24 protein-coding genes and 1 pseudogene are annotated in these 26,972 nt (G+C 74.8%); 19 read left to right on the top strand and 6 right to left on the bottom strand.

Annotated elements, in window-relative coordinates:
- Window positions 1–134 precede the first annotated feature (134 nt).
- The gene (locus tag ACH4K1_RS18615; protein WP_398090375.1) at window positions 135–1,298 is read left to right on the top strand and encodes an ABC transporter ATP-binding protein; all 1,164 of its coding nucleotides are present in this window, start codon (window positions 135–137) and stop codon (window positions 1,296–1,298) included.
- A 175-nt stretch (window positions 1,299–1,473) separates the two neighbouring features.
- Here ACH4K1_RS18615 and ACH4K1_RS18610 read toward each other — a convergent pair whose 3' ends face one another.
- Entirely contained in the window at window positions 1,474–1,779 is a 306-nt protein-coding gene (locus ACH4K1_RS18610; protein WP_398090374.1) for a DUF2087 domain-containing protein, read from the bottom strand.
- 380 nt (window positions 1,780–2,159) lie between these two features.
- Here ACH4K1_RS18610 and ACH4K1_RS18605 point away from each other — a divergent pair.
- Window positions 2,160–2,666, top strand: a pseudogene (locus tag ACH4K1_RS18605) (hemerythrin domain-containing protein); the annotation flags it as partial.
- Between the two features lie 12 nt (window positions 2,667–2,678).
- On the opposite strand, the gene ACH4K1_RS18600 reads toward ACH4K1_RS18605, so the two are convergent.
- The 3 genes from ACH4K1_RS18600 to ACH4K1_RS18590 are packed head-to-tail and all read right to left on the bottom strand — an operon-like array spanning window position 2,679 to window position 5,027.
- Window positions 2,679–3,629, bottom strand: a complete 951-nt coding sequence (locus ACH4K1_RS18600; protein ID WP_398090373.1) for an ABC transporter substrate-binding protein — start codon at window positions 3,627–3,629, stop codon at window positions 2,679–2,681.
- Complete coding sequence (locus ACH4K1_RS18595) at window positions 3,626–4,297, bottom strand: ABC transporter permease (RefSeq protein WP_398090372.1); 672 nt, start codon at window positions 4,295–4,297, stop codon at window positions 3,626–3,628. The genes ACH4K1_RS18600 and ACH4K1_RS18595 overlap by 4 nt, the downstream gene beginning before the upstream one ends.
- A gap of 52 nt (window positions 4,298–4,349) precedes the next feature.
- Window positions 4,350–5,027 (bottom strand): ABC transporter permease, encoded by a 678-nt coding sequence (locus tag ACH4K1_RS18590; protein ID WP_398090371.1) that lies wholly within the window; start codon window positions 5,025–5,027, stop codon window positions 4,350–4,352.
- 145 nt (window positions 5,028–5,172) lie between these two features.
- Between ACH4K1_RS18590 and ACH4K1_RS18585 the strand changes: the two genes are divergently transcribed.
- The 14 genes from ACH4K1_RS18585 (at window position 5,173) to ACH4K1_RS18520 (ending at window position 19,917) form a co-directional block, all read left to right on the top strand.
- Entirely contained in the window at window positions 5,173–5,865 is a 693-nt protein-coding gene (locus ACH4K1_RS18585; protein ID WP_398090370.1) for a hypothetical protein, read from the top strand.
- Window positions 5,862–6,542, top strand: coding sequence for a DUF4166 domain-containing protein (locus tag ACH4K1_RS18580; protein ID WP_398090369.1), 681 nt, complete (start codon window positions 5,862–5,864; stop codon window positions 6,540–6,542). Before ACH4K1_RS18585 ends, ACH4K1_RS18580 begins: the two co-directional genes overlap by 4 nt.
- Window positions 6,539–7,213 (top strand): TetR/AcrR family transcriptional regulator, encoded by a 675-nt coding sequence (locus ACH4K1_RS18575; RefSeq protein WP_398090368.1) that lies wholly within the window; start codon window positions 6,539–6,541, stop codon window positions 7,211–7,213. Before ACH4K1_RS18580 ends, ACH4K1_RS18575 begins: the two co-directional genes overlap by 4 nt.
- Window positions 7,214–7,435: 222 nt before the next feature.
- On the top strand, window positions 7,436–8,494 hold the full coding sequence (locus ACH4K1_RS18570) for a tetratricopeptide repeat protein (protein WP_398090367.1): 1,059 nt from the start codon (window positions 7,436–7,438) through the stop codon (window positions 8,492–8,494).
- Window positions 8,491–9,540, top strand: coding sequence for a polyprenyl synthetase family protein (locus tag ACH4K1_RS18565; protein WP_398090366.1), 1,050 nt, complete (start codon window positions 8,491–8,493; stop codon window positions 9,538–9,540). Before ACH4K1_RS18570 ends, ACH4K1_RS18565 begins: the two co-directional genes overlap by 4 nt.
- A 420-nt stretch (window positions 9,541–9,960) precedes the next feature.
- Window positions 9,961–11,136, top strand: a complete 1,176-nt coding sequence (locus tag ACH4K1_RS18560; RefSeq protein WP_398090365.1) for a glycosyltransferase — start codon at window positions 9,961–9,963, stop codon at window positions 11,134–11,136.
- Window positions 11,133–12,614: a sugar transferase gene (locus tag ACH4K1_RS18555; protein ID WP_398090364.1), complete on the top strand. Its 1,482-nt coding sequence runs from the start codon at window positions 11,133–11,135 to the stop codon at window positions 12,612–12,614. The genes ACH4K1_RS18560 and ACH4K1_RS18555 overlap by 4 nt, the downstream gene beginning before the upstream one ends.
- A 2-nt stretch (window positions 12,615–12,616) precedes the next feature.
- Window positions 12,617–13,972, top strand: a complete 1,356-nt coding sequence (locus ACH4K1_RS18550; RefSeq protein WP_398090363.1) for an O-antigen ligase family protein — start codon at window positions 12,617–12,619, stop codon at window positions 13,970–13,972.
- On the top strand, window positions 13,969–15,744 hold the full coding sequence (murJ, locus tag ACH4K1_RS18545; RefSeq protein ID WP_398090362.1) for a murein biosynthesis integral membrane protein MurJ: 1,776 nt from the start codon (window positions 13,969–13,971) through the stop codon (window positions 15,742–15,744). Before ACH4K1_RS18550 ends, murJ begins: the two co-directional genes overlap by 4 nt.
- Window positions 15,734–16,546 carry a polysaccharide deacetylase family protein gene (locus ACH4K1_RS18540; protein WP_398090361.1) on the top strand — a complete coding sequence of 271 codons (813 nt, stop codon included), beginning with the start codon at window positions 15,734–15,736 and terminating at the stop codon, window positions 16,544–16,546. Before murJ ends, ACH4K1_RS18540 begins: the two co-directional genes overlap by 11 nt.
- The gene (locus ACH4K1_RS18535; protein WP_398090360.1) at window positions 16,543–17,679 is read left to right on the top strand and encodes a glycosyltransferase; all 1,137 of its coding nucleotides are present in this window, start codon (window positions 16,543–16,545) and stop codon (window positions 17,677–17,679) included. Before ACH4K1_RS18540 ends, ACH4K1_RS18535 begins: the two co-directional genes overlap by 4 nt.
- Window positions 17,676–18,347, top strand: coding sequence for a lipopolysaccharide biosynthesis protein (locus tag ACH4K1_RS18530; protein WP_398090359.1), 672 nt, complete (start codon window positions 17,676–17,678; stop codon window positions 18,345–18,347). Before ACH4K1_RS18535 ends, ACH4K1_RS18530 begins: the two co-directional genes overlap by 4 nt.
- Complete coding sequence (locus tag ACH4K1_RS18525) at window positions 18,344–19,492, top strand: GNAT family N-acetyltransferase (protein WP_398090358.1); 1,149 nt, start codon at window positions 18,344–18,346, stop codon at window positions 19,490–19,492. The genes ACH4K1_RS18530 and ACH4K1_RS18525 overlap by 4 nt, the downstream gene beginning before the upstream one ends.
- A 140-nt stretch (window positions 19,493–19,632) precedes the next feature.
- The gene (locus ACH4K1_RS18520) at window positions 19,633–19,917 is read left to right on the top strand and encodes a chaplin (RefSeq protein WP_398090357.1); all 285 of its coding nucleotides are present in this window, start codon (window positions 19,633–19,635) and stop codon (window positions 19,915–19,917) included.
- A 67-nt stretch (window positions 19,918–19,984) separates the two neighbouring features.
- Here the strand turns inward: ACH4K1_RS18520 and ACH4K1_RS18515 are convergent, their stop codons facing one another.
- Both ACH4K1_RS18515 and ACH4K1_RS18510 read right to left on the bottom strand, forming a co-directional pair.
- Window positions 19,985–20,848 carry a tyrosinase family protein gene (locus ACH4K1_RS18515; RefSeq protein WP_398090356.1) on the bottom strand — a complete coding sequence of 288 codons (864 nt, stop codon included), beginning with the start codon at window positions 20,846–20,848 and terminating at the stop codon, window positions 19,985–19,987.
- 19 nt (window positions 20,849–20,867) lie between these two features.
- A complete protein-coding gene (locus ACH4K1_RS18510; protein WP_398090355.1) occupies window positions 20,868–21,341 on the bottom strand; it encodes a tyrosinase family oxidase copper chaperone in 474 nt (157 codons plus the stop codon).
- Between the two features lie 232 nt (window positions 21,342–21,573).
- On the opposite strand from ACH4K1_RS18510, the gene ACH4K1_RS18505 reads away from it, so the two are divergent.
- The 3 genes from ACH4K1_RS18505 to ACH4K1_RS18495 all read left to right on the top strand — a co-directional run bounded on the left by ACH4K1_RS18505 (window position 21,574) and on the right by ACH4K1_RS18495 (window position 26,929).
- Window positions 21,574–22,863: a cytochrome P450 gene (locus tag ACH4K1_RS18505; RefSeq protein WP_398090496.1), complete on the top strand. Its 1,290-nt coding sequence runs from the start codon at window positions 21,574–21,576 to the stop codon at window positions 22,861–22,863.
- Between the two features lie 133 nt (window positions 22,864–22,996).
- Window positions 22,997–24,253 carry a glycoside hydrolase family 26 protein gene (locus ACH4K1_RS18500; protein ID WP_398090354.1) on the top strand — a complete coding sequence of 419 codons (1,257 nt, stop codon included), beginning with the start codon at window positions 22,997–22,999 and terminating at the stop codon, window positions 24,251–24,253.
- 222 nt (window positions 24,254–24,475) lie between these two features.
- Window positions 24,476–26,929: a SpoIIE family protein phosphatase gene (locus ACH4K1_RS18495; protein ID WP_398090353.1), complete on the top strand. Its 2,454-nt coding sequence runs from the start codon at window positions 24,476–24,478 to the stop codon at window positions 26,927–26,929.
- Window positions 26,930–26,972: the final 43 nt, after the last annotated feature.

The raw sequence follows: 26,972 nt of genomic DNA, 5'->3' as shown, positions 1-26,972 counted from the left end.
GGGACCGATCGGAGGGGACCGATCGGGCGGAAGGGCCAGTCCAGCACACGGCCGTCCCGGTCCGGCGAAGGGGGCGTGCCTCGTACGGGCCCGGTCGGTGTGCGGTGCGGCGGGGCCCCTTCTAGCGTTCAGGCATGATCCGGTTCGAGCAGGTCGGCAAGGTCTACGCGGACGGGACGACAGCGGTCGACGGGCTGTCCTTCGAGGTGGCGGAGGGGGAGCTGGTGACGTTGGTGGGCCCGTCCGGCTGCGGCAAGACGACCACCATGATGATGGTGAACCGGCTGATCGAGCCGACCTCCGGCCGGATCCTGGTGGGCGGCGAGGACATCGCCGGGGTCGATCCGGTGAAGCTGCGCCGCCGGATCGGCTACGTGATCCAGCAGGTCGGCCTCTTCCCGCACCGGACCGTCCTGGACAACACCGCGACCGTCCCGGCGCTGGTCGGCTGGAAGCGGGCGCGGGCCCGGGAGCGGGCGGCGGAACTGCTGGACCTGGTGGGCCTGGACCCGGCGACGTACGGATCGCGGTATCCGGCGCAGCTCTCCGGCGGCCAGCGCCAGCGGGTGGGCGTGGCGCGGGCGCTCGCGGCGGACCCGCCGGTGCTGCTGATGGACGAGCCGTTCGGCGCGGTGGACCCGGTGGTGCGGGAGCGGCTGCAGAACGAGTTCCTGGCGCTCCAGCGGCGGGTGCGCAAGACGGTGCTCATGGTGACGCACGACATCGAGGAAGCGGTGCGGATGGGCGACCGGATCGCGGTGTACGGGGAGGGGCGCATCGAGCAGTTCGACACCCCGGCCGCCGTGCTCGGCACCCCGGCGACCCCGTACGTGGCCGGGTTCGTCGGCTCGGACCGGGGGCTGAAACGGCTGTCGGTCACCGCGATCGAGGCGGAGGACCTGGAGGAGCCGCCGGTGGCCCTCGTGGAGGAGCCCGCCCGGGAGGCGGCGGCCCGGCTGGCGGCGGCCGGGGCCCGGTGGGCGGTGGTGCTGAACCGTGCGGGCGAGTTGCACGGGTGGGTGTCGGCGGACGCGCTGCGGCCGGCCGGGGAGGCCGAGGGGGTGGGCGCGCTCGCCCGCCGGATGGACGCGTGGGTGCCGGTGGGCGCGCCGTTGAAGCAGGCGTTCAGCGAGATGCTCCAGTACGACGCGGGGTGGGTGGCGGTGCTGGACGGGAGCCTGTTCCTCGGCGTCCTCACCCCGGCGAAGCTGCACGAGGCGCTGCGCCGGTCGGTGGACGCGGACGCCCAGGGCGTGGGGCGCGAGGAGGTGGAGTTCGACTCCGTGTCGGACGCCTGACCCCTCGGCGCCCCGGCCCCCGGCGCCTTCGAGGCCGACGGCGCAGCGGTGACTTGGGGGCCGAGCCGGAGGCCCGGAGAGGGGCGCCGCCGCCGGAGCGGCCCGGAGGCGCACCCCCGGCCGGGCTCCGGCGCCCTCCGCCGAGGGAGGCGCCGCGGGCGGCGGAAGCGCCCGGTCAGCGTCCGCGCCGGTAGTCGGCGCCGTCCCGGGTCCGCACCATCAGCCCGGCGACGACCAGATAGCGGCGCAGCGCGGAACAGTCCTCGTGGACGGTGAGCAGCGCCTCGTTGACCTCGCGTTCGGTGTACGAGCGCTCCGGCTCGAACAGCGTCTCGGCGAGGTGCGTGAGCAACTGCTCGCGCCGGGCCGGTCTGCGGGGGATCGCGACCAGGCGGCCGCGCGAGAAGAGCGCCTCCACGGAGGGCGAACCGGAGGAGGACGACGGCGTCGGGGGCGGCAGGGCGCCGTGGGCTGCGGGCATGGCCGGAAGCGTCGCAGCCCTGCCCGGGGCGGGCAACGTGTTTTCCGTGCCGTCCGGCCCGCCGCCGCCGGTGCGCGGCTGTGCCGCTCCCCCGGAGCGCGTTGACAGCCGGACGCCGTCCGGGTTGTGATGGGCGGGTGCGGCGCGACGTCGGCCAAAGAGATCTGGGCCGGCCGGCAGTCGAGCCGACACCTTCACCCAGGGAAGCCGCCATGAGCCGACTCATCGCCCCCTGCCTCTGAGCAGTCCGCTCGGGACCGCGCCCATCGGCGCGTCCCCCCCGTCCGACCTCTGTTCCGTCCGCGGGCCCCGTGCGCCCGCTTCCTTCCGGGAGACCCAGAATTCCCCTGCACCCTGCCACCCAGCCCTCCGGTTCCGAGGCGGCGGCCCCCGCGGCCGCCACCCTCGCGGACAAGATCGTGGAGGTACACACCTGGCTGCGCGGCCAACTGCGCCACGTGTACGCCGAGACCGAGGCCCACATCGCCGCACGGGCCGCCCACCGGGACGCCGGACGGCCGGACGACGGGCAGCCGCCCGCCCCGCCGCTCGGTCTGCAGATCCGGCAGCGCTGCCTGGAGTTCTGCCAGGCGCTGCAGTTCCACCACACGGCCGAGGACGGCCATGTGTTCCCCGCGATGGAGGGCCACCACCCCCATCTGGGGCCCGTCTTCGAGCGGTTGCGGAAGGAGCACCGAAGCATCCGGGCGGTGCAGGCGGCGCTCGCCGCCCACCTCACCGGTGCGGCCCTCGCGGAGCCGGACCGCTTCCGGGCGGAACTGGCTCGGATGACGGAGGAGTTGACCGCCCACCTCGACTACGAGGAGAAGCACCTCGTGCCCTTGCTGACCGAGGTGCCCTGGCCGCCCGCGCCGCCCGGCGCCTGAACCCTCAGGAGCTCAGCCCTTCGGGAGGAGCTTCTTCGACTCCAGGTAGCCGCGCGCGACGTCCTCGGGCAGCCTGCGCCAGCTGTCGACCTGCTCGTTCATCGACGCCAGGTCGGCGGTGGTCAGCACGGTGTTGAGCCGCCCGAGGGCGTCGCGCACCCCGGCGCCGCCGACGTGGGCGCGGTTGACGACGGGGACCACGTAGTCCGCGTTCTGGAGCTTCTTGTCGTCCTCCAGGAGCACCAGACCGAACTGGTCCAGGGTGGCGTCGGTCGTCGTGGTCAGGACCATCTGGTCCTGACCGCTCTGGACCGCCTGTTTGGCCTGGGTGGTGCCGACGCCCTTCGGGTCGACGGCGACGACGTCGATGCCGTACGTCGTACGCAGGCCGGGGGCGCAGTAGGGGCGCTGGACGCACTCGTCGCCCGCCGCGAGGCGTACGGGCAGTTTCGCCGCGCCCACGTCGCTCAGGGTCCTGAGGCCGTGCTTCCTCGCGTAGGCGGCGGTGACGGCGAAAGCGTTCTGGTCGACGGCCCGGCCGGGGTCGAGGACGGTCAGACCGCGGGGGGCGGCGAGCGCGCGGAGCGCCTTCATGGTGGTGGCGAGGTCGGGCGATCCGACCGGTTCCGCGTCGGCGCCGCGGGCCTTGGCGTTCAGCCAGTCGGCGAAGGTCGCCGCGTACTCCGGTACGACGTCGATCCGGCCGTTCTCCAGGGCTGGTTCGTAGATCTCCCGGTTGGTGACGGAGATGAGGTCGGTGGAGTATCCGGCGTGCTCCAGGAGCAGGGCGTACAACTGGGCCAGCAGGTCGCTCTCGGTGAACCCGGCCGACCCCACGGTCAGCTCCCCGCCGTCGCCGGACGGAGCGGTGGCCGCGCCCCGGTTCTCCAGGGACGGGCCGCCGGCGCAGGCGGTGGCGGCGAGGAGGGCCAGCGCGGCGAGCGCCCGGCGCACGCGGTTCACGCGGCCTCCCGGCCGCGCTGCGGCACGATCCGCCGACCGGCCTCGAAGAGGCTTTCCACCAGGAGCGCGAAGACGGCCACCAGGATCGCTCCGGCCACCACCTGCGGGGTGGAGGCGAGGTTGAAGCCGGCGGTGATGATCCGGCCCAGCCCTCCGCCGCCGGCCAGCGCGGCGATGGTGGCGGTGGCGACCAGTTGGACGGCGGCGGTCCGCACGCCGGTGAGGATCATCGGGAGGGCGAGCGGCAGTTCGACGCCCAGCAGCATCTGGCGCCAGGTCATGCCCATGCCCCGGGCGGCCCGTACGACGTCTCTGTCGACCTCGCGCATCCCGACGTAGGCGTTGGTGAGGAGCGGCGGTACGGCGAACAGGACGAGTGCGATGATCGTCGGCCACTGCCCGTACGTACCGATGGGCGTGAGCAGCAGCAGGACCAGGACGGCGAAGGTGGGCACGGCCCGCCCGACGTTGGAGATGTTGACGGCGAGGGCGCCGCCCTTGCCGAGGTGGCCGAGGACCAGGGCGACGGGCAGAGCGATCAGGCAGCTGATGAGCAGGCAGACGACGGTGAGGTAGAGGTGTTCGCCGAGCCGGTGCCAGACGCCGTCGGGGCCGGACCAGTGGGCGGCGGTGGTGAGCCAGGACCAGGTGGCGGAGAGGGTGTTCACGCCGGTCTCCTCTTCCGGGGCGGCCGCGCGCCCGCCCGTCGTACGCGAGCGTTCACGCCTGCCTCCGGGTCCAGGGGGTCAGCAGCCGTCCCGCGCCCAGGAGCAGCAGGTCGGCGGCGACGGCGATGAGGACGCAGAGGACGGAGGCGGTGAGCACCTGGGCCTTGAAGTAGGTGTTCATGCCGGAGTAGATGAGGTTGCCGAGTCCGCCGTGGCCGACGATCGCCCCGATGGTGGCCAGGGAGACCGCGGAGACGGTGGCGATGCGCAGCCCGGCCAGCGCGGCGGGCAGGGCGAGCGGCAGTTCGACGGCGAGCAGCAGGCGCAGCGGGCCGTACCCCATGCCGCGTGCGGCCTGCCGGGTCTCCTCGGGGACGGCTCGGAGCCCGGCCAGGATGTTGCGGACGAGCAGGGTCAGGGAGTACAGGACGAGGCCGGCGATCACCAGCGCGGCGGAGAGTCCGTACAGCGGCAGCAGCAGCGAGAACATCGCCAGCGACGGGATCGTGTAGAGGACGGTCGTCAGTCCGAGCACCGGTCCGGCCGCCCGGCGCCACCGGCGGGCGGCGAGCGCCAGGGGGACGGCGATCAGGAGGGCGAGGACCACCGAAGCGGCCGTCAGCTGGAGGTGTTGCAGGACCGCGTCGACCAGGATCTCGCGGCGGCTGGAGAGGTACTCCCCGCAGATCCACTCGTTGCGGGCGAGGCAGTCGTCCGGGGGCGCCGTCATCCGTCCATTCGAGCGCGGGCGTCCTCACCCCGCCCGTCGCGGGCCGCCGTTCGAGGGGTGTTTGAGCACTCGCTCAACCCTCTGGTAGCCTCCCGACGCAGGGGTTGAGCACTCGCTCAACCCCGCGCGTCGAACGGGGGCGGGCATGGGGCTGTACATAGAGGCGCTGATCCGCACCGATCCCGACGTCCTGTGGGAGCGGACCCAGGAGCCCGCACAGCATCAACGGTGGGATCTGCGGTTCACCGCGATCAGCCCGCTGCCCGGCCCGCCGGAGGGCGCGCGGCGGTTCCGGTACGCGACCCGGGTGCTGCCCTTCCTGACCGTGTCGGGGACCGGGACGAGCGCGGGCGAGCGGCTGCGGGCCGACGGCGAGCGGGTGTCGGCCCTGCGCTTCGCGTCCGCCGAGCGGCTGTCGTTGCTGGCCGAGGGCAGCGGGTACTGGCGCTACGTCCCCACCGCCGAGGGCGTCCGCTTCCTCACCGGGTACGACTACCGGACCCGGTGGGGCCGTTTCGGCGCGGTCGCGGACCGGTGGGCGTTCCGTCCGCTGATGGGGTGGGCGACCGCGTGGTCCTTCGACCGGCTGCGGCTGTGGTGCGAGCGCGGCGTCACCCCGGCCCGGTCGCTGGCGTACGCCCTCCTGGAGGCGGCGGCACGGGTCCTCCTGGTGGCGGCGGCCCTCCCCTTCGGTCCTGCGGCGGCGGCGCCGGCCGTTCTGGCCGCGCTGTTCGTGCCCCCGGCCCCCTTCACCCCCGCCGCCCGGCGCTGCCTGCGCCGCCCGGTCGGCCGGCCGGCCCCCGCCCCGTCCCTCCTCACCCGTCTGGAACGCCCGTGACCTCGATCTTCGCCCGTGCGATGGGAGCCGACTTCGAGCGCCTCCACCCTCAGCTGCGACGGCGCTTCTCGGTCGGCCTGGAGAGCGGGGAGGCGTGCGTGGGGCGCGGTTCCATGGACCGGATCTGGCACGGCCGGGCCTTCGTGAAGCCGTTCCTCGCCCTGGGGGCCACCCGCAACATCCTGGTGCCGAAGACCGGCCGGAACGTTCCCTTCACCATCGAGAACGTGCCGTACACCGACGCCTTCGGCCGGGAGACGGTCACCTTCGTCCGGACGTTCGCCCTGCCGGGCGGGGTGCGCCGCTTCGACGCCACGATGGTGCACAGCCCCGAACGGTCCTGCGTACTGGACTACCTGGGCACCCACCAGCACCTGGCCACCGACCTGCGGCTGACGGCGGAGCCCGACGGCTCCCTGCTGATCCGGTCCGGGGAGCACCGCTTCCGCGAGGGCCCCGTCGACGTGCGGGTCCCCCACCTGATCGGCGGCGACGCCGAGGTCCGCGAGTCCTTCGACGACGCCACGGGCCGCTTCCGCATCCGGGTCTCGGTGGCCAACCGCCGCTTCGGCCCGCTGTTCGGGTACGAGGGGACGTTCCGCGCCCGCTATGTCGACGCCTTGCGCCACGGTGTGCGTGCGGGCCTGCGCCCGGTCCGTGAAGAGGCGCGGGCGTGACGGGGGGCGCGGGAAACATCGGCGCGAAGGGCGGCGCGGCCGGCCCGGACACCCGCACGAAGCTCCTGGAGGGTGCGCTGCGCACCCTCGCCGCGCAGGGGATCGCGAAGACCTCGGCCCGCTCGGTGGCGGCGGCGGCCGGGGTCAACCAGGCGCTGGTCTTCTATCACTTCGGCTCGGTCGACGAGCTGCTGGCGGCGGCCTGCCGGTACGGCGCGGAGCAGCGCGTCGCCCGCCACCGCGACCGGTTCGCCGCCGTCACCACCCTCGCCGAGCTGCTGCGGTTCGGGCGGGAGCTGCACGAGGAGGAGCGCGAGGGCGGCCATGTCGCCTTCCTCGCCCAACTCCTCGCCGGAGCGCAGACCCAGCCCCGGCTGGCGCCCGCGACGGCGGCGGGACTCGACCTGTGGACCGCCGAGATCGAGCAGGTCCTGACCCGGGTGCTGGCGGACTCGCCGCTCGGCGAATTCGCCGACCCGGTGGGGCTGGCGCGGGCCGTGACGGGGGCGTTCGTGGGCCTGGAACTCTACGAGGGCGTCGATCCGCAGGGGGCTCAGAGGGCCTTCGGGGCGCTGGAGCAGCTCGCCGCGCTGGCCGGAGCGCTGGACGAGCTGGGCCCGGTGGCCCGGCGCGCGGTACGCCATCGGCTGCGGCGCACGGAGCGGACGTAACGGTCCATATGCGGGGCGGCCCGGAACGACCTGGGCCGCCCGAGCAACCCCCCGCGCCCGACTGCCGTCTTGATCGTCGACAGGACGGTTCGCCGCACACGACGAGCGGCGGCCCCACCCCCACATGCCGCGGGCCTGCACGACCAGCTGACTATTCTCTCCATGTATACACAGAGGGTATAGTCGCTTCGCTCCGGGCCCGGCACCGCGCGGAAGGCACCCATGCAGACCAAGGCACTGGCGCCCGAGTACCAGGGAGCGCTCACCAAGATGTCGGTGAACGCCTCCCTCACCGATGTACTGGCCGAAGGCGTACGCCACTTGAGGCTGGCCGAATGCTCCGGATCGCAGGAGGAGGTGGCGCGCGCGGGGCTCGCCGTGGCCGAGGCGCACCGCAGGCTCGGGCAGGTGGCGGAGGCCGACCGGGCCTGGAAGGCCAGCTACCGGGCCGCGCGGGCGGCCGGGAACACCGGGGCGATGGCCTGGGCACTGTGGAGCGGCGGCACGCTGGCACGTCAACGCGGTTCGCTGCGCCTGGCGTTCCGGCTGCTCGGCCTCGCCGCCGAGGCGGGGAAGCGGGGCGGCGACGTGGTGGCCCGCGGCTACTCGCTGGCCGGCCTGGCCGAGACCGGGCGGATCCAGGGCGACTACGCGACCGTCGCCACGCTGCACGAGCAACTGCTCGCCGAGGCCCGCGCCCGGGGCGAAGCCCGGCACACCGTCTGGGCGCTGGAGGGCATCGCGCAGATCCACCGCAACACCGGTTCACTGGACTCGGCCCTGGAGATGTTCGAGGAGGCGGCGGCGCTGGCGGGCGAGGCGGACGACCGCCGGGGCCGGGCCTGGGCGCTGCGCGGCATAGCCGACATCGTCTCCCTCCGGGACGGGGCGACGGCCCGCGCGCTCGGTCTGCTCTCCGAGGCCGAGGTCGCCTGCCGGGAGATGAACCTCTCCAGCGCGCTGGCGTACAACCACAAGATGTGGGCCAACGTGCTCTTCCGCGCCGGACGGTACGAGGAGGCGCGCGAGGTCTACGAGCAGGCGCTCGGCGAGTTCCGCGCGATGGACGAGCCCCGCGGCGAGGCGCTGGCCTCGCTCGGGCTGGTCAAGGCGCGGGCCCGGCTCGGCCGGGACCGCGGCGCCACCGCCGCCGAACTGGACGAACTGCGCGGCAGGCTCGACCGGATCGGACTGCTGAACGCCCGGGAGATGGTCGAGAAGGCGTACGCCGAACTGGGCGTGGAGCCCGTGTCGGCCGCCGCCGGGGACGGCCGCCGATGACGCTCTCCACGACCCGCCGGGCGAGCGCCCCGCAGATTCTGGACCGGTGCCGCGAGCTGGTGCGCCCGGCCATGGTGGAGGCGGTGGGCCGGCTGCACCCCTGGCACGCGGAGGCGGCGGCGTTCTCGCTCGGCTGGCGCGGGACGGACGGCGAGCCGGGGCCCGGATCGCAGGGCAAGGGGGTCCGCCAGGCGCTCGCGGTGCTCGGCGCGCGGGCCGCGGGCGGTGACGCCGCGGAGGCGGTCCCCGGCGCGGTGGCCGTCGAGCTGATCCACACCTTCTCGCTGATCCACGACGACATCATGGACGGCGACGAGACCCGGCGCCGCAGGCCGGCGCTCTGGAAGGCGTACGGCACGGGGCCGGCGGTCCTCGCGGGGGACGCCCTGTTCGCCCTGGCCGTCTCCACGCTGGCGGAGGCCCCGGGTCCGGGCGGCCCGGCAGCGGTGCGCCACCTGGCGCGCGCCCTGGGCGACCTGGTGCGCGGTCAGGCGCAGGACCTGCTCTTCGAGTCGCGGCCGTGGAGCGGGCCGGGAGCGGTCCTGCCGCACGAGTACCGGTCGATGGCCACCCACAAGACGGGATCCCTGCTCGGCTGCGCCGCGGCCCTGGGAGCGGAGCTGGCCGGGGCCCCGGAGGCCGTCGTCGAGGCGTTGGAGCTGGCGGGGCGTCACGTGGGCGTGGCGTTCCAGGCGGTGGACGACCTCCTCGGGATCTGGGGCGACCCGCAGGTGACCGGCAAACCGGTGCACAGCGATCTGCGGCGGCTCAAGAAGACCTACCCGGTACTCGCGGCCCTGTCCGCCGGCCATCCGGCGGCCCGGCGCCTGGACGCCCTGCTCTCCTCCGCCGTGCCCCTCGACGACCTGGCGGCACAGCGCGCTGCGGACCTGATCGAGGAGGCCGGCGGCCGGGCGGCCGCGGTCGCCGAGGCGCACGAGCACCTGGCCGCCGCCCGCCTCTGCCTGGACCGGGTACCGCTCGCCGAGGACGCGCGGGAGGAGCTGCTCACGCTGGTTCCGTACCTCGTGGACCGCACCGGCTGACCCGCGGTCCGCGCGGCTCGCCGCCGGGGGCGCTTCGGACACCGTCCGGGGCGCCTCCGGCGTTTCGGCCACCGCACCGCGGCCCCGGGCCCCACGGCGCGGCCCGATGATGGATGGTGCGGCCATCCACTGCGGCGAACGGTGGTGTGCGCCCCGCCGGAAAAGGCCGGCGGCACCACCGGCGCCGTCCGTGCGGAACCGCCGCCCCGACGCGCCCGGCAGACCTCTCGAAACCCTCGCGCCCCGGCCCCCGCAGGGGCCCGGTCCCCCTGCCGCCCCCCTCGCGCGGCCACCCGGACGGCCCATCTGCACGCGCAATCCCCATGTGGTCGTATGAGCGAGTCAAACGCACGATTTCGCCATATATCTGCCAAAGTGCACCTCGGCTTTACTCACCGGATTGAGCGAAGAGAGCCGTGCGTGCTGCACATGCGTCGTACCGAGGAAAGACAATTGACGGTCCTTCACCTGGTTCAGCCCGTGGACGGCGGAGTGGCCCGGGTGGTCACCGATCTCGTCAGGGCCCAGGCCGGGTACGGACTGCGCCCCGTGGTGGCCTGCCCGCCCGGAAGCCCGCTGGCCCGGGGGGCGGCGAAGGCCGGCGCCGAGGTGCACGGCTGGCACGCCACCCGCGCCCCGGGCCCGGGGCTGGCCGGCGAGGTCGCCGCCGCGCGCCGGATCGTCCGCGCGAGCCGCCCGCACGTGGTGCACGCCCACAGCGCCAAGGCCGGGCTGGCCGGCCGCATCGCGGTGCGCGGCCGGATCCCCACCGTGTTCCAGCCGCACGCCTGGTCGTTCGAGGCCGTCGACGGCAGCACCGCCGGACTCGCGCTCGGCTGGGAGCGGTTCGGCGCGCGCTGGGCCGATCGCATCCTGTGCGTCAGCGAGTCCGAGCGCCGCACCGGCCAGGAGGCGGGCATCGCCGCGCGCTGGTCGGTCGTCCACAACGGCATCGACCTCGACCGCTTCCGCCCCGGCGGCCGCGCGCTCCGGGCGGAGGCCCGCGCCTCGCTGCCCTTCCGGCAGGACGGCGACCACGACGCCCCGCTGGTCGTCTGCGTCGGCCGGCTGACCCGCCAGAAGGGCCAGGACGTCCTGTTGCGGGCCTGGCGCCGGATGGGGGTGGCCGGGGCCCGGCTGGTGCTGGTGGGCGACGGGCCCGACCGGGAGGCGCTGGAGGGGGCGGCCCCGCCGGGCGTGCTGTTCACCGGAGCGTGCGAGGACGTCCGGCCCTGGCTCCACGCCGCCGACGTCCTGGTCCTCCCCTCCCGCTGGGAAGGCATGGCCCTGGCCCCGCTGGAGGCGATGGCCTGCGGCCGCCCCGTGGTGATGACCGATGTGAACGGGGCGCGCGAGAGCCTGCCCCCGGGCCAGGAGGAGTACTGCCTCGTACCGCCGGACGACCCGGCGGCGCTGGCCGGGGCGCTGACCGCGCTGCTCACCGACCGCGGACTGCGCGAGGAGGTGTCCCACCGGGTCCTGCGCCACACCCGGTCGGCCTTCGACGTCCGACGGACCGCCGGGGCGATTGCCGGCCTCTACCAGGAACTTGCCGGTATGTCCGTCCCCACGACGAGGAAGCGCACCGAGCGATGACGATGGAGAGTGCACCGGCCCCCGGAGCCGGCCAGGCAACGGCCGTGCAGGCTCACACGGTCCACCCGCCGCGCAGAAGCGGTGGCGGGGCGCAGGTGCGGCCCGGCGGCCGCCGGCCCCTCCGGTGCGGCCGGCTCGCCCCGCTGCTGTGCGTGGACGCCCTGGCCGCGGCCGCGGCGTTCGTCCTCCTCGCCCCGGCCGCCCTGCCCCGGCCGCTGGCGGCCCTCCCGGCGGTGGCGCAGATCCTCCTCCTCGCCCACCGGGGCCTGTACCGGACGCGGCTGTCCCCCTCGGTCCTCTCCGAACTGCCCGCGTTCCTGGGCCTCGCCCTCCTCCAGTGGTACCTGGCCATGCAGGTGCTGGGCGCCTGGGCCCCGCAGCAGGCGATCGGCTGGACGGTCCTCGCGTACGGAGCCGGTACGCAGGCCGCGCTGGGCTGTGCGGGGCGCGCGGCGGTGTACCGGGCGCGGCGGCGGGCCGCCGTCCGCCGCCCGCTGTCCACGCTGGTCGTCGGCCACGGCCCGCAGGCCCGCCAGGTGGCGGCCGCGCTGTTCGACCACCCCGCCTACGGGCTGCGGCCGGTCGGCCTGGTCGCGGCTCCGGGGGCCGGGGACGAGGAACGGGCCGGGAGCTCCGCCGCCGCCTCACTCCCGGTCCTGCTCTCGCCCCAGGAGGTGGGGCGGGCCGTCGTGCAGAACAGCGTGCGGCACGCCGTGTTCACGGCCCCGCCCGAGACGGTGCCGGACGGTCCCGCCCTCCTCTCCCTGCTCACCGGGCACGGTTGCCGGGTGTGGCTGGTCAGCGGACCGGGCGGCGCGGCGTCCGCCCCGGCGGGCCGCCGCCCCGACCACCTGTGGGGCTTTACCGCCCGGCCGTTGCGCGACGGGACGGACCGCCCCTTCGGCCACGCGGCGAAGCGGGCGGTGGACGCCGTCCTCGCCGCCTTCGGCCTGCTGCTCGCGGCCCCGGTGATGGCGGCCTGCGCCCTGGCCGTACGGCTCTCCGACGGCCCCGGGGTGATCTTCCGGCAGGAGCGCGTCGGCCGGCACGGACGCGTCTTCGTGCTGCTGAAGTTCCGTACGCTCCGGCCCGCCGACGCCCAGGAGTCGGCCACCCGCTGGAACGTCGCGTCCGACGAGCGGATGAGCCGGGTCGGCAGGGCGCTGCGGCGGACTTCCCTCGACGAGCTGCCGCAGCTGTGGAACGTACTGCGCGGCGACATGAGCCTGGTCGGCCCCCGCCCCGAACGCCCGTACTTCGTCGCGCAGTTCAGCCGTGCCCACCCCGGTTATCAGGCCCGGCACCGGATGCCCGTGGGCATCACCGGGCTGGCCCAGGTCAACGGGTTGCGCGGCGACACCTCGATCGAGGAGCGGGCCCGCTTCGACAACCACTACATCGAGACCTGGTCGCTGTGGCAGGACGCGTGCGTGCTGGTGCGGACCGCGGGCTCCCTGTTCCGGCTCGGAGGCAGCTGACCATGGCGGCAGTCCTCACCCCGCCCGCACCGGCTTCGTCCGGGCCCGGCGCGCTCCCCCGTTCCCGGTGGGGCGGCCGGCGGAACCGCTGGCCGCTGCTGCCCCTGGTCGCGACCGTCCTGCTGCCCGCCCTGCCGTACGGGGCGTCGGGCGGTGGCGGTCCGGCCGACCTGGCGTCGGGCGTGGCGGTGCTCGTGTGCGCGGGCCGGCTCCTGCGGTTGCGCAGCCGCCCGCTGAGCGCCACCGCCGCGCTGGTCCTGGGCCTGCCCGCGGTGGGGTTCGCGGTGGCGGCGGTCGCGGCGGCGGACCCGGCGGCGGCCCTGCCGGGCCTCGTCCGCTACCTCCAGGTCTTCGTGCTGGTGCCGACGGCGGTGGTCCTGCTGCTCCGGGACGCGTACGGGTTCCGGGTCGTGGCCGGCTCGCTCGTCCTCCTGGCGGTCGTCCAGGGCGTCACGGGCGTCCACCAGTACGTCACCGGCACCGGCGCCTCGTACATGGGGGAGGACGTCCGGGCGGTCGGCACCTTCGGCCCCGGCGACATCATGGGCATGGCCACCGTCGTCGCCTACGGACTGCTCGCCGCCGCGGCCTGCGCCCTGCGTGCGCCGCACAGCGCCCCGGCCTGGCTGCGGCCGTGCGCCGCCGTCGTCGCCGCCGCACTGGTCGTGCCGCTGACGCTGTCGTTCAGCCGGGGCGTGTGGATCGCCACGGGCGTCGCGCTCCTGGTCGCCCTCGCGCTGGCCGGACGGCGGCAGGCGCTGACGTCGCTGGCCGTGCTCGGGGCGGCGGGCGTGGTGCTGGTCGGCGGGTTCGGCGTGGGGTCGGAGATGATCGCGGACCGGGCGGCCAGCGTGACCCAGGTGACCCGGGCCCCGGACCGGTCGGTCAGCGACCGGTACGCCATGTGGAGCGCGGCGGGATCGATGTGGCGCGAGCGGCCCGTCACCGGCGTCGGCCTCAAGGGCTTCCCCGCCCACCGCGACGGACACGCCTCCATCGGGCTCTCCTCCGGCAGTGACACGGCCGGGGCGGGCCAGGAGTTCCGCAGGCAGGCCCTCCTCTCCCCCCACAACATGTATCTCCTCGTCCTCGGCGAGCAGGGCCTCATCGGTCTGACCGCCCTCGTCGGCAGCTGGGCGGCGATCCTGGTCGGCGCGGTCCGCAGACTGCGCCTCGCCCGCTCGCGCGGGGGCGCCGCCGTTGACTGCGGGCTGGCGGCGGTCGCCCTGATGGTCTGGCAGAGCGTCGACTTCCTGTACGCGGACATCGGCGGGCCCACCACCGTGCTGAGCGGGATCGTGCTGGGGCTGGCCGCCTGGTGGGCGCTGGCCGAACCGGACCGGGGGAGCACCGCGTGAACGACACCGGCCCGGGCGCCGGGGCCCCGGTGCGCCCGGCGGACGCCCCTCCCCCGCCCCGGGCCCCCGGGGCGGGCCCCGGCGCGCCCCGCCCCCCCGGCGCCGCGCCCGGGACGGCGAGCGGCGGGCCGCCCCGGCTCGGGTCGTTCCTCGCCCGCGCGGCAGCGGCGACGGCGGTGCTGACCGTGCTGGGGGCCGCCCTCGGTCTGGTGCGGGACCAGGCCATCGCCCGGTACTTCGGGGCGAGCGACGCGAGCGACGCCTTCCTGATCGCCTGGACCGTACCGGAGATGGCGGCGACGCTGCTGATCGAGGACGGGATGGCCCTGCTCCTCGTCCCCGCCTTCAGCCTCGCCCTGAGCCGACGGGACGAGGCCGTCGGGCCGGCGGCCGCCCGGAGGGAGAACGGGACCGCGGAGCTGCGTCCCGGACGGGCGGCCGTCGCGGACGGTCCGGTTCCCGACCCGGTACGGGAGCTGGTCGCGGCCACCCTCCCCCGGCTGCTCCTGCTGCTCGCCGGCGGGGCGGGGCTGTTGGTCCTGGGCGCGCCCGCGGTCGTGGGCGTGCTGGCCCCCGGGCTCGCCGACCCCCGGCTCGCGGTGGACTGCACCCGGCTGACCGCCGTCACCGTCCTCACCTTCGGGATCACCGGCTACTTCAGCGCCGCCCTGCGCGCGCACCGCAGCTTCCTGCCGCCCGCCGGGGTCTACGCCGCCTACAACATCGGCATCATCGCGACGACGCTGGCCCTGCACGCGGCGTGGGGGGTGCGGGCAGCGGCGGCCGGGGTCGCGATCGGCAGCGTCCTGATGATCCTCACCCAACTGCCCGTGTTCCTGCGGTTGGCGCCGCCCGGACGCCCCCGGCGGCCCCGGTTCGGACGGATCGGGAAGCGGGCCGCGCGGACCGCTCCGCCGCTGGGGTTCGCGGTGCTGGCCCCGGTGATCCTGTTCGTGGTGGGCCGTCAGTCCCAGGTGCTGGTGGAGCGGTTCCTCGCCTCCACGCTGCCGGCGGGCGCGATCTCGCACCTGAACTACGCCCAGAAGGTCGCCCAGCTGCCGATGGTGCTGTCGCTGATGATCTGCACGGTGACCTTCCCGGTCGTCGCGCGGGCCATGGCCGCCGGAGAGCGGGAGGAGGCCCGGCTCCGGGTCGAGCGCGACCTCGCGCTGGCCGGGACGGTGGTGCTGCTCGGGGCGGCCGTCGTCCTCGGCTACGCGCCCCAGATCATCGAAGTGCTCTTCCAGCGCGGCGCGTTCGACGCCTCCGACACCGACTCCACCGCCCGGGTCATGCGGGTCTACGCACTGGGGCTGCTCGGGCACTGCCTGGTCGGAGCGCTGAGCCGGCCGTTCTTCTCGGCGGGGCGGCCCACCTGGTTCCCGGCGTTCGCCATGGGCACCGGGCTGCTGGTGACGATGGGAGCCGGGTACGCGCTGACGTACCGCTTCGGCGTGGACGGGATCGCGACCGCCAACGCGCTCGGGATCAGCACGACCGCCCTGCTGCTCCTGATGGGCCTCGGCCCCCGGGTGGTCCCCATCCGGGCCCGTGCCGTGGCGCTCTCGCTGGGCCGGCTCGCCGGGGCGTCGCTGGCGGCGGGCGCGGCCGGCTGGGCATGCGCCCCCCTCGTCGCGGACCCGGTGGCGAGTCTGGCCGCCGGATGCCTCCTCGTTCCCGCCGTCTTCTTCACGACCGGCCTCGCCCTGCGCTCCCCCGAGGCCGTCTCCCTGCTGGCACTCATCCGACGGAGGTTCCTCGATGGCCGCTGACTTCCCGGCGCCTTGCGCCGACAGTCCCCCGTCCCGGCTCCACCCGCACGCCCGCCGTCAGCCGTGGATCCTCACCTACCACTCGGTGGCGGACCCGGACGACGACCCGTACGGCATCACCGTCTCCCCCGGGCGGCTCGACGAGCAGCTGTCCTGGCTGCGCAGCCGGCGCCTCAGAGGCGTGGGGGTGGCCGAGCTGCTGCGCGCGGGCCCCGCGGGGTGGCGCGGGCTGGTCGGGCTGACCTTCGACGACGGGTACGCGGACTTCCTCGACGAGGCGCTGCCGGTGCTGCGCAGGCACGGCTTCCGGGCCACGGTCTTCGTCCTGCCGGGACGGCCGGGCGGCGTCAACGAGTGGGATCCGCTGGGTCCGCGCAAACCGCTCCTCACCCCGGCGGACGTCCGGCGGGTCGCCGCGGCGGGCATGGAGGTCGGTTCGCACGGCCTCCACCACCGGGATCTGAGGGCGCTGCCGGACGGGGAACTGCGCCGCGAGACCCTGCACAGCCGGGAGCTGATCGGCGATCTCACGGGCGCGCCCCCGGAGGGCTTCTGCTACCCGTACGGCCACCTCGACCCCCGGGTCGTCCGGGCCGTGCGCACGGCGGGGTACGGCTACGCGTGCGCGCTGGCCCCGGGGCCGCTGCTCAGCCGGTTCGCGCTGCCCCGCACCCACATCAGCCAGGCGGACCGGGGGGTGCGGCTGTGGGCCAAGGACCTGCGGCACGGGCTGCGGCAGGCGGCGTCGCCCGGGGCGGGCCTCCGGGCCGCCGGGCCGGCGCGGGCGGGCGGCGCCCGATGAGGGCGCTGCACGTCATCACCGGGCTGGGGGTGGGCGGGGCCGAGCGGCAGTTGCGGCTGCTGCTGCGTCACCTCCCGGTGGAGTGCGACGTCGTGACGCTCACCAACCCGGGGGCGGTGGCCGAGGAGCTGCGGTCGGACGGGGTCCGGGTGATCCACCTCGGGATGCGCGGCAACCGGGACCTGTCGGCGGTGGGGAGGCTGGCCCGGCTGATCCGGGACGGCCGCTACGACCTGGTCCACACGCACCTGTACCGGGCGTGCGTGTACGGCAGGGTCGCGGCCCGTCTCGCCGGGACGCGGGCGACGGTGGCGACCGAGCACTCCCTGGGGCGCGCCGAGATCGAGGGCCGTCCGCTCACCCGGTCCGTCCGCGCCCTCTACCTCTCCACCGAACGCCTCGGCGCGGCGACCGTCGCCGTCTCCTCCACCGTGGCCGGGCGGCTGCGGGACTGGGGGGTGCCCGCCGAGCGGATCCGGCTGGTGCCCAACGGGATCGACGCGGACCGGTTCCGCTTCGACGCCCGGCGCCGGGCGGAGGTCCGGGCGGCGCTGGACATCCCGCAGGACGCGTTCGTGGTCGGCGGGGTCGGCCGGCTGGTGCCGGGCAAGCGGTTCGACGTGCTGATCCGCGCGGTCGCCGCCCTGCCCGGGGCCCGGCTGCTGCTGGCCGGGGGCGGCCGGGAGGCCGGGACGCTGCGGACGCTGGCACTGCGGCTCGGTGCGGTGGACCGCGTCCGGTTCCTCGGGGAGTGCGACGAGGGCGGGGACGGTCCGGTCCCCGGTGTTCCGGCGCTGCTGAGCGCCCTGGACGTGTTCGTGTCCACCTCCCGCGAGGAGTCCTTCGGCCTCGCCGCCGTGGAGGCGCTCGCCGCCGGGCTGCCGGTGCTCCACGACGCCTGCCCGGCCATCGACGACCTGCCCGCCGCGCATGCCCCGGGGGCCACCCGGATCGCCGGGAGCCCCGAGGAGCTGACGGCCCGGCTGCGGCAGTTGATACAGGCCGGCACGGACCGGCGCCCGCCGCCCCGGGCCGTCGGCCACTACGACATCAGGCGCAGCAGCGAGCGCCTGATGGACGTGTACGCGTACGCCCTCGACACCGCCCCACCGAACCGGAGAGCCTTCTCATGACCGACTCGCCCGAGCAGCAGCGGCATCTCGTCGTCCAGCGGCTGCGCACCGCCCTCACCCGGCTGCCGCAGTGGTGGCCGCTGCCCGTCTCCGTGCTGATCGGCGCCGCGTCCGGTCTCTCCTACGGTGCGTTCGCCTCCCCGCAGTACGAGGCGACCAGTTACGCGATGGCGGTCGCGGAGGGGGAGACCGACCCGGCGGCGGCGCTGGGGTACGCCCAGTCGTACGGGCGGCTGGCCACGAGCGACGCGACCCTCTCGTACGCGCAGGGCGCGGCGGGCGAGCCGGTGCGCGAGCTGCGGTCCCACGTGCGGTCGGAGACCTCCCCCGACTCGCCGATGATCGCGGTGACCGGCGTCTCCGAGGACCGGCGCAAGGCGGCCGACATCGCCAACGCGGTCATCGAGGCCGTCGTCGTGAGCAGCGGCCACGTCTCGAAGGACACCGGAGTGAAGCTGATCGAGTTCACCCACGCGATGACACCGGACCAGCCGGTCTCGCCGTCCGTGCCGCTGGGTACGGCCGTGGGGGCGGCGGCGGGCGGACTGCTGGGCGGTCTCGTGCTGCTGGTCCGGCCGCGCGGGGCGGGGTGGAGCGTCTCGGCGCAGGTGCCCGGTCCGACCGTCGGGGGCGGCGCCGTCCAGGACGTGCGGGAGGCGGTCCGATGACGGCCCCCCGGGCGGGCGGGCTGGCCGTCACGTTGTGCCGGGATTTCGGGGAGTTCGGCGCGCTGGCCGGCGAGTGGGACGCGCTGCACCGGCGGTGTGCCACCGCCACCCCGTTCCAGAGCCATGCCTGGCTCCACTCGTGGTGGATCTCCTACGGCCAGGAGGGGCGGCTGCGGGTGCTGCTGGTCCGGCGGGCGGGACGGCTGATCGGGGCGGCGCCGCTGATGCTGGTGCACCGTCCGATGCCGCTGCTCGTCCCGATGGGCGGTGCGGTGTCCGACTTCTTCGACATCCTGCTGGACGAGGAGGAGGCCGGGTACGCGGTGGGGGCGCTGGGACGCGGCCTGGACCGGGCGGCGCGGCACACGGTGGTGGATCTGCGGGAGGTCCGGCCGGACGCGTCGGCGCAGTTGCTGTTCGGGCGGTGGACGGGTGCCCGCAGCCGGCTCACGGACTCCACGTGCATGGAGCTTCCGGCCGCGCCGCTGGACGGCCTGGTGGCGCGGCTGACGGGCTCGCGGGGGCAGCGGCTGCGGTCCAAGCTGCGCAGGATCGAGGCCCTGGGCGTCGAGGCGCGCCGGGTTCCGGGGGACGCGGTGCCCGCCGCGATCGGCACGCTGCTGCGGCTGCACGAGAGGCAGTGGGAGGGCCGGGCGGTCAACCCCGAGCATCTGCGGGCGCGGTTCTCGGACCACCTGATCCGGTCGGTGGGCCGGATGGTGGGGGACGGTACGGCGGCCCTGACCGAGTTCCGGCTGAACGGCGAGGTGGTGGCGTCCAATCTGTCGCTGGAGTCCGGGCGGCTGGCGGGCGGCTATCTGTACGGTGCGGATCCGGTGCTGCGCGAGCGGAAGGTCGACGTGTCGACGATGCTGCTGCGGGAGGTGGCTCAGCAGGCCGCGGACGGCGGGCGTGAGGTGCTGAGCCTGCTGCGGGGGGCGGAGGCGTACAAGAACCACTGGCGGCCCTCTCCCGTGGTCAACCAGCGGCTGCTGCTGGCCCGGCCGGGTCTGGAGCCGCTGCTGCGGCTGCGCGAGTCGCAGGTGGCGGTACGGGAGCGGGCGGCGGAGTCGGTGAAGGCCCGTTTCCCCGCGGCCCGGGGCTGGCACGAGCGGCTGACCGCGCTGCCGGTGATCGGCCGCTGACACGCCGGGGGTACGCCGGACGGCGGTGTCGAAGGGTACTCCTGGCTGTTGATCCGTTACCGACCGGCGTCTTTCGCGTTGTCAGGGGGTGCGGGCTTCGTGCCCGCGGCGCAACCCCCCTTCTTTACAAGGAGTTCTCCATGTCTCGTATGACGAAGGTCGCCGCTGTGATGGCCGGCACCGGCGCCCTGATCGCCGGCGGCGCCGGCATGGCGTCCGCGGACGCCGGTGCGCAGGGCCTCGCCGCCGGTTCCCCCGGTGTCGCCTCGGGCAACGTCCTCCAGATCCCGGTGCACGTGCCGGTGAACCTCTGCGGCAACACGATCAACGTGATCGGCGTGCTGAACCCCGCCTTCGGCAACACCTGCGTCAACGCCGACGGCCACGACAACGGCCACGGCGGCGACTACGGCTACGGTCGCTGATCACCCGTAGGACCCGAGCGGCCGGTCTCCTCCTCGCGGAGGGGGCCGGCCGCTTCCTCGTGCGGGTTCAGGCGTAGCGGTAGACCTTTCCGTGGTCGAGGAGCTTCCGGGGGGTCACGCCCCAGGGCGGCATCGCCTCGTCGAGGCCGAACACGTGGTCGCGCTCGGGTCCGGGGTCGGCGGGCTTGCGGCCCGGCACGTAGGCGGACTTCGGGTGGGCCGAGCGCCAGCGGTCCCAGATCAGGTCGATGAAGGAGTGGTGCAGCCAGAACACCGGGTCCTCCGGGGAGGCCGCGCCCGCCATGGGGCCGCCGACCCACTGGTGGACCCGGTTGTGGAGGCCCACCGTGCGCACGCCCCGGATGCCCCACCCCTCGACGCGGTTGCGGAAGCCCCGGGTGCAGACGCTGTTCCAGGGTTCGGTGTCGTAGACCGGGTCCTTGAGCGCCCGCGCCAGGTCGTCCTTGGTGGGGAGGGAGACCGGGTCGCGGCCGGGGCGGCCGAAGTTGCGGGTGAGGTAGTGCTGGTCGGTGACGCCCCGGCCGACGCTCCAGTTCCCGGCCGCGTAGGCGAAGGGCCCGGTGGTGACCCGGCGGTCGCCGGGCCGGCCGTTGCCGCCGAGGAAGTCCTCCGCCCAGAGGGACGAGGCCGGGCTGTTGTCGCGCGTCCAGTCCCAGTAGGGGACGCTGACGCCCGCGTCGATGCGCTGGAGCGCCTTCTCGAACTCCAGCAGGTACTGGCGGTGCCAGGGGAAGAAGGAGGGTGTCATGTGCGCGGGGCGCGGCCGGCGTTCGGTGTCCATGACGTAGTACTCCCGGTGCATGGCGACGAAGTCGTCGTAGCGGCCCGAGCGTTTCAGTTTCAGGATCGCGTCGACGAGGCGGCGCTTCTCGGCGCGCGTCAGGTCGCGCTGGTTCTTGCGGGTGTACACCGGTGCGGGTCCTCCTCGTTCACATGTGGTGTGCGGCGGGGGGCGCGAGTCGGGCGTCGCCGAGTTCGTCGACGGCGGCGCGGGCCGTCTCCAGCAGCGTCGGGTAGGACTCGTAGTGCCGGACGTCGCTCAGGTAGGTGCCGTCCGCCCGCCTCATGACGTGCAGCGGTCTGCCGTCGATGCGGATCTCGGTGACCGGTTCGGCGGCGATCGCCGGGCGGGCGTCGTCCGTGGCTCCGGCGGGGACGGCCGAGGTCGCCGTCGCCCGGATCTCCCGTCCCCGGTACATCTCGGCGAACTGTTCCGCCGGGGAACCGGATCCGGCCCTCCCGGGGCCCGGTGCGGGGCGGGCCCCGGCGGTCCGCTCGCGGTCGAGCAGCGGGAGCAGGGCTCCGGCGGTGCCCGTGGCGACGGCGGCCGTGAAGGCTCCGCGCAGGACGATCCTGCGGGAGGGGACGGGGGCGCCGCCCGGTTTCGCGGGGGTGGGGCTCATGGGTTGGCTGCCTGCCTCTCGTTAACTCGTCCGAGGTGCTTCTGATGGCGATGTTGACAACGAGGCGGTGGCGAAACAGTTCTCGTGGGTGCGGCGTACGGTGCATGCGCGGAGCTCGCGTTCCGGCAAACGCGTGAGGGTGCGGGGCCATCGGCGGCGGTGGGCCGCGTCGCGGGCCCCCTCGCTTCCCGGCGCCCGGACCATGGTCGGGCGAACCGTGGAGGTGATGGGCGTGACCGTCCCGTACCAGCTGTCCTCAGACCGTCCGCCGCGTGCGGCGGACGTCGATCTGGCCGACCCGGCGTTCTGGCGGCTGCCGCGCCCCGAGAGGCTGCGGGCCTTCGCCCTGCTGCGGGAGGCGGACGCGCCCCTGCTGTTCACCCCCCGGCCGGGCGCCGCCCGCACCGCCGGCAGACCGTTCTACGCCTTGCTGCGCCACGCCGACGTACGGGCCGCGAGCCGTGCGCCCCGGGTGTTCGCGAGCGCGCCGGGGGTCACCACCCCGGAGCCGGCCGGCTGGGCGAAGGCGTTGTTCGGGAACTCGATGGTGAACATGGACGGGCCCGAGCACGCCGCACTGCGCCGGATCGTCTCCCGGCGGTTCACGCCCCGGCTGCTGGCGGGCGTCGAGGAGAACGTCGGCAGGCTGGCCGGGCGGCTGGTGGACGAGTTGATCGCCGAACGGCCCCGGGACTTCATGGCGTCGGCGGCCGCGCGGCTGCCGCTGGAGGTGATCTGCGACCTGATGGGCGTCCCCCGGGCGTTCCGGGCGCGGATCGCGGAACAGATCGACCAGGCGTCGGAGCAGGTCGGCGTGGAGCGCCGGGGCCGGGGCCGGCTGCGGCTCCCCGGCCGGGGGCTGGCCTCCCTCGCCCGGATGCAGTACGTCATGGGGCGGCTCGCCCGGGAGCGTCGGCGCCGTCCCGCGGACGACCTCGTCTCGGCGCTCGTGTGTGCGGACGTCGACGGCGAGGCGCTGTCGGGGCGGCAGTTGGGGGCGTTCTTCTCGCTGCTGCTGGTGGCCGGGGTGGAGACCACCCGCAACGCCATCGCGCACGGGGTGTTCCTGCTGGACCGCCATCCGGCCCAGCGGGAGCTGCTGCGATCCGACTTCGACCGGTACATCGGCGGGGCGGTGGAGGAGATCGTGCGGCATTCGACGCCGATCATCCAGTTCCGCAGGACCGTCACCACGGAATACTCACTGGGCGGCCGCACTTTCCTCCCGGGAGAGAAAGTCGCGCTCATCTATGCGTCCGCCAACCGCGATGAAACGGTTTTCACCCATCCGGATCGCTTCGACATCACCCGGTCGCCCAATCCCCACCTCGGATACGGCGGCGGAGGGCCCCACCACTGTCTGGGGGCGCATCTGGCCCGGCTCGAAATGACGACTCTCCTGCGGGAACTGATCGAACGACGTCCGGTCGTCCGAAGCACCGGAGAGCTGGAACTCGTCGATTCGAATTTCGACAACCGGGTCGGTTCACTCCCGTTCACCTTCGGCCGCGCATTCACCTGAACGACAGGTCGGACGACAGGTCCGCAACGCCGGACAGGATAAATGGACTCCTCCGCGTGCCGGCCGTGCACAATGATGAAACTCTCTTCCCACCGGACGAATCGACCGGAATTCATCGCAGCCAGGAGGAGCAATGCCGGCCAAGCGCCGTCTCATCGTCTCGTGTGCCGCGGCGCTCGCTCTCAGCCTCCTGGCGGGCGGCGGCATCGCGGGCCGTCCGACGTCGGGCCCGGACTCCGTCGACGGAGCCGCCCCCGGACCGGCGCGGACGGCGGGCGCCACGGCGCACGGGGCGTATCTGGACTACGGGCCCGAGGGGGTCGGCCGGATGGCCGACCTGTCGCGCTGGCTCGGCGGGGCGGAGCTGCGGGTGGGGCACACGTACCTGCCGGGCGACCTGTGGGTGAACATCGAGGGCGCCCCCCGGTTCCTCGACGCCTGGGCGGAGTGGAGGCGGGCGGACGAGGACCGGATGTTCGTCCTGAACGTACCGATGCTGGAGCGGAACGAGGAGCGGCTCCCGGACGAGGAGGTCCGCACCCTGCTCCGGGCGGGCGCGGCCGGCGAGTACGACGAGCACTTCACCCGGCTCGCGGAGCGCCTGGTGGGGCTGGGCGTGCCGGACACCGTGATCGTGCTCGGCTGGGAGATGAACGGCACCACCTACACGCACCGGTGCGGTCCCGACCCCGCGTCCTGGAAGGCGTACTGGGAGCGGATCGTCACGGCGATGCGCGCGGTCCCCGGCCAGGAGTTCCGCTTCGACTTCACGCCGAGCCGGGGCCGGGACGCGGTGCCGTGGACCGAGTGCTACCCGGGTGACGACGTGGTCGACATCGTCGGGATGGACTCCTACGACCAGCCGCCCGGCGAGACCTTCGACGACCAGGTCGCCGACCCGTACGGACTCCAGAAGCACGTCGACTTCGCCGCGGAGCACGGCAAGCCCATCTCCTTCCCGGAGTGGGGCCTCTTCCGCAACGGCGACAACCCCGCGTACATGCGGCGGATGCTGGAGTGGATCGACCGGCACGACCCCCTGTACCAGACGGTCACGGATTACTGTCCGCACGGCGTCTGGCAGTGCACGAGCAATCCGCGGTCCTCCGAGGTGTTCCGGACGATGATGACCTCGATGGCCGCGCCCTCCGGACCCACCCCCGACCCGACGCCCACGGTCACGCCGGACCCGAGCCCCGCGCCCCCGGAGCCCGCCCCGTCCCCCTCCCCCGCGGCCACCCCGTCCGTGCGGCCGTCCCCTCCCGTGGCGCCCGCGTCCCCGGCTCCGGGCAACGAGGCGCCGCCCTCGCGCGGGTGGTGCGTCACCGTGCCGTTCGCCCACTGGCTGGGTCCGCGGCTGCGGGAGCGCGAGATCTGCTTCCGCCGCTGACCCGGGCACGGAAACGGCTCCGGTCCTCCCGTCGGGGCCGGAGCCGTCCGCCCGCACGGGTCCGGGGGCGAGCGGCCGGTCGCCGTCCCGCCCACGGGGGTGCGGCCCGCTCCGGCACGGTGCCGGACGGGGAACGGCGCCCGGCGGGCCCGGGACCGGCGCACCGGGCGCGGTCCGGGGCGACGCGCGACCATGGAAACCTACAGAGGGTGGTGAGGTGCAATGGCATCCGCCGATGAGGGCTCCCCGGCGGAGCCCGGCCCGCTGCCCTCCGGGGGCGGGCGCGGGCCGGTGCGAACGGCCGACGAGGCGGCGGCGGTGGTCGCCGGGGACGGCACGATCACGGGCTGGACCCGCGGGGCCGAGGCCCTCCTCGGGTACCCGGCGGCCGAGGCCGTCGGCCGGTCCGCCGCCCGCCTGCTGGCCGGTCCGCCGGACCCCCGGCGGACGGCCGCGGTGGCCGCCCACTGCCGGGCGGGGGCGGGGTGGAGCGGGCTGCTCCCCCTGCGGGCCCGGGACGGCCGGTCGCTGGACGTCGACGTACGGGTCACCTCCTCGTTCACGATCGACGGGCGGGAGGTCTTCCTGGTCTCCGGGCGGGAACTCACCCCGCACTGGACGATGAGCGGGCCCGTCCTGGACGACTTCCTGAGCCGGTCACCGGTCGGGATGGCGGTCCTCGACCCCGACCTGCGCTACCTCTGGCTCAACGACTCCCTGGAGCGGTTCGGAGGCGTGCCCCGGGACCAGCGGCTGGGGCGCAGACCGGGCGAGGTGCTGCCCGGCGCGCTCGCGGCACCGCTCGAACGGCTGATGCGGCAGGTCCTGTCGACCGGCCGGGCGGTCGCGGACTACGAGTACGTGGGCTGGAGCTGGTCCGATCCGCACCGCCGACGGGCGTACACCACCTCGTTCTTCCCCCTGACGGACGCCCGGGACCGGCGGATCGGTATCGGGTACATGGTCCTCGACGTCACCGACCGGTGGAACGCCCGCCGGCTGCTCGCGCTGGTGAACGAGGCCGGGGCCAGTATCGGCTCCACCTTGGACGTGCAGCGTACGGCGCAGGAGTTGGCCGACTTCGCCGTGCCCCGGTTCGCGGACTTCGTCTTCGTCGATCTGCTGGAGACCCCGTTCGGCGGTGAGCGGCGCGGGACGGCCCCGCCGGCCGGGGGCGAGCGGCCGGCCATGCGCCGGGCGGGCATGTGCTCGGTGCGGGAGGGGTGCCCGGAGGCGGTCGTCCGGATCGGGGAGCCGGTCGACTTCGTGCCGCCGCCGCACGACGCGCACTTCCTGCTGTACGGCGACCCGGTGCTGCTGCCGGTGCTCGATCCGGACAGCCACGGGTGGACGGTGGAGCATCCGGAGCGGGCCGCCCGGCTCCGGGAGTTCGGGCTGCACTCGTTGATCTCCGTACCGATGCGGGCGCGGGACACCGTGCTGGGGCTGACCACCTTCATGCGCTCGCGGAATCCGGTGCCGTTCGACGAGGACGACGTGGCGCCGGCCCGGGAGCTGGTGGCGCGGGCCGCGGTCTGCGTGGACAACGCCCGCCGCTACACGCGGGAGCACACCGCGGCGGTGGTGCTCCAGCGGAGTCTGCTGCCGCACACGTTGCGCGGCGGCACGGCGCTGGACGTGGCGTCGTCGTATCTCCCGGCCGACGCGAAGGACGGCGTCGGCGGCGACTGGTTCGACGTGATCCCCTTGTCGGGGGGCCGGGTCGGCCTGGTCATCGGCGATGTGGTGGGGCACGGCATCGGAGCCGCGGCGACCATGGGCCGGCTGCGTACCGCCGTCCAGACCCTGGCCGACATGGACCTCCCCCCGGACGAGCTGCTGGCCCGTCTGGACGACCTGGTCCTGCGGCTCAGCGAGGAGGAGCCGGTGGACCGGACCGGTACGACGGTGGTGGGCGCCACCTGCCTGTACGCGGTCTACGACCCGGCGAACGGCCGCTGCACGATGGCGCGGGCCGGTCATCCGCCGCCGGTCGTCGTCACCCCGGGCGGGGCGGTCAGTTTCCCGGACCTGCCGGCCGGGCCGCCGCTCGGGCTGGGCGGGCTGCCCTTCGAATCACTGGAGCTCGCGCTGCCCGAGGGAAGCCTCCTCGGCCTCTACACCGACGGACTCGTCTCGGGGGCCGACAAGGACGTGGAGAACGGCATGGAGCGGCTGGCCCGGGCGGTGTCCCGGGACGGGCTGCCGCTGGAGGACCTGTGCCCGGCGGTGGTCAAGGAGTTGCTGCCCGTACCGCAGCCGGACGACATCGCCCTGCTCCTCGCCCGGACGCATGTGCTCACCCCCGACCACCTGGCCTCGTGGGACGTGGCGGTGGACCCCGCGGCGGTCGGGGAGATCCGGGCGAAGGCGGCCCGCCAGTTGGAGGCGTGGGGGCTCGCGGAGCTGTCGATGACGACGGAGCTGATCGTCAGCGAGCTGGTGACCAACGCGATCCGGTACGCCTCGGGGCCGGTGCGGCTGCGGCTGCTGTACCAGTCGGCGCTGACCTGCGAGGTGTCCGACGCCAGCAACACCTCGCCGCGGCTGCGGCACGCGAGGACCACGGACGAGGGCGGGCGGGGGCTGTTCCTCGTCGCGCAGCTCGCCCATCGGTGGGGAACCCGGTACACCGACCGGGGCAAGATCATCTGGGCGGAGCAGCCGCTGCCCTGAGCGCGGAACACGACGCGATGCCCGGCGGCGGACGGGGGGGCGG

The organism is Streptomyces sp. NPDC017448 (genome assembly GCF_044330565.1).
In the GTDB taxonomy this organism is placed as follows: Bacteria; Actinomycetota; Actinomycetes; order Streptomycetales; family Streptomycetaceae; genus Streptomyces.
The sequence above is the reverse complement of the archived record's forward strand: the minus strand, read 5'-3'. Positions and strand labels throughout refer to the sequence as shown.

Coding starts and splice junctions, on each gene's coding strand:
- ACH4K1_RS18570 (WP_398090367.1), top strand. CDS start 7,436: ATGCAGACCAAGGCACTGGCGCCCGAGTACCAGGGAGCGCTCACCAAG.
- ACH4K1_RS18520 (WP_398090357.1), top strand. CDS start 19,633: ATGTCTCGTATGACGAAGGTCGCCGCTGTGATGGCCGGCACCGGCGCC.
- ACH4K1_RS18555 (WP_398090364.1), top strand. CDS start 11,133: ATGACGATGGAGAGTGCACCGGCCCCCGGAGCCGGCCAGGCAACGGCC.
- ACH4K1_RS18535 (WP_398090360.1), top strand. CDS start 16,543: ATGAGGGCGCTGCACGTCATCACCGGGCTGGGGGTGGGCGGGGCCGAG.
- ACH4K1_RS18610 (WP_398090374.1), bottom strand. CDS start 1,779: ATGCCCGCAGCCCACGGCGCCCTGCCGCCCCCGACGCCGTCGTCCTCC.
- ACH4K1_RS18510 (WP_398090355.1), bottom strand. CDS start 21,341: ATGAGCCCCACCCCCGCGAAACCGGGCGGCGCCCCCGTCCCCTCCCGC.
- ACH4K1_RS18590 (WP_398090371.1), bottom strand. CDS start 5,027: ATGACGGCGCCCCCGGACGACTGCCTCGCCCGCAACGAGTGGATCTGC.
- ACH4K1_RS18565 (WP_398090366.1), top strand. CDS start 8,491: ATGACGCTCTCCACGACCCGCCGGGCGAGCGCCCCGCAGATTCTGGAC.
- ACH4K1_RS18585 (WP_398090370.1), top strand. CDS start 5,173: ATGGGGCTGTACATAGAGGCGCTGATCCGCACCGATCCCGACGTCCTG.
- ACH4K1_RS18495 (WP_398090353.1), top strand. CDS start 24,476: ATGGCATCCGCCGATGAGGGCTCCCCGGCGGAGCCCGGCCCGCTGCCC.
- ACH4K1_RS18540 (WP_398090361.1), top strand. CDS start 15,734: ATGGCCGCTGACTTCCCGGCGCCTTGCGCCGACAGTCCCCCGTCCCGG.
- ACH4K1_RS18500 (WP_398090354.1), top strand. CDS start 22,997: ATGCCGGCCAAGCGCCGTCTCATCGTCTCGTGTGCCGCGGCGCTCGCT.
- ACH4K1_RS18530 (WP_398090359.1), top strand. CDS start 17,676: ATGACCGACTCGCCCGAGCAGCAGCGGCATCTCGTCGTCCAGCGGCTG.
- ACH4K1_RS18525 (WP_398090358.1), top strand. CDS start 18,344: ATGACGGCCCCCCGGGCGGGCGGGCTGGCCGTCACGTTGTGCCGGGAT.
- ACH4K1_RS18550 (WP_398090363.1), top strand. CDS start 12,617: ATGGCGGCAGTCCTCACCCCGCCCGCACCGGCTTCGTCCGGGCCCGGC.
- ACH4K1_RS18615 (WP_398090375.1), top strand. CDS start 135: ATGATCCGGTTCGAGCAGGTCGGCAAGGTCTACGCGGACGGGACGACA.